This window comes from Pseudoxanthomonas jiangsuensis (genome assembly GCF_010093185.1).
Taxonomy (GTDB): domain Bacteria; phylum Pseudomonadota; class Gammaproteobacteria; order Xanthomonadales; family Xanthomonadaceae; genus Pseudoxanthomonas; species Pseudoxanthomonas jiangsuensis.
The window spans coordinates 1-860 of sequence record NZ_PDWL01000076.1; the positions used below are offsets into that span (position 1 = coordinate 1).

General features: G+C 70.1%; 1 protein-coding gene and 1 pseudogene. Both read left to right on the forward strand.

Annotation, left to right across the window (positions count from 1 at the left end; all coding sequences use genetic code 11):
* The first annotated feature begins 90 nt into the window (after positions 1-90).
* The gene (locus CSC62_RS17295; protein WP_162407894.1) at positions 91-417 is read left to right on the forward strand and encodes a hypothetical protein; all 327 of its coding nucleotides are present in this window, start codon (positions 91-93) and stop codon (positions 415-417) included.
* A gap of 10 nt (positions 418-427) precedes the next feature.
* A pseudogene (locus tag CSC62_RS17300) lies at positions 428-860 on the forward strand (SOS response-associated peptidase family protein); the annotation flags it as partial.

Consider the following 860-nt stretch of genomic DNA (forward strand, 5'->3'; position numbering starts at 1 on the left):
ATGTGCTCCGGCCCGCCACCGGCGGCGGGCTAACCCCCAGCTTCCAATGGCGTCTCATGCCCTGAACCTGACGGGGCCTACCCTGCCGGCATGGAACTACGCTGGCACCCCATTACTGGTCCCGCCGGCCCCGGCGAGGCGGACGCACTGTTCGTGGCCGGGCGCGCGGCGGCGCGCATGGTCGAGTGCCTGAATGGCACCTGGTTTGCGCTGCTGCGCTATCCGGGCCGCGAGTCGGTGATGCGCGACTGTACCGACTACGCCACGGGCCGGGCCGGGATCGAAGCGTGGGCGCGCCGTCACCAGCACGCGCTGGAAGCGGACGCGCACCGGCGCAACCTGGAGTGGCTGGCCGCGCAGACCTGGCGCGGCGAGGAAGCCGTACGGGCACGGGCAGCGCTGGCTGCCCTGCGATAGGCTTGTCGTCATGTGCTACTCCGCCATGGTCCTGGCCGATCTCATGAAGCTGGAGCGCTTGTACGGCGCCCGGGTGGATGAGGCCTTCTATGAGCAGACGGTCGAGGTCCGCTGGTGGGAAGGCCTGGCCAAGCTCCCCAAGGCCCTGGACGACTCCCTGCTGGCCCGCGGCGGCCCGGCGGCTGAGTGGGTCAACAAGTGGCGCGCGCGCCGGGTAGACGAGCTCACCCAGGAGCTTTTCGCCCAGAAGCGCCGGGTCGCCGACGCCGAGCGCGCCCTGCTGGTCAAGGAGACCAAGAAGGCCCGGGAGGACGTGCGCATCGGCACGGACAAGATGGGCAAGGCCCAGGTGGCGCTGGATGACTTGCGGCGGACGGACCCCAAGGACCGCGATAACCGGATCTACCCCGGGACATACACCTCGGTGATCGTGTCCGAGGGCG

What these genes read in the sequence shown, in the direction of transcription:
- CSC62_RS17295 (WP_162407894.1), top strand. Translation starts at nt 91, where the DNA reads ATGGAACTACGCTGGCACCCCATTACTGGTCCCGCCGGCCCCGGCGAG.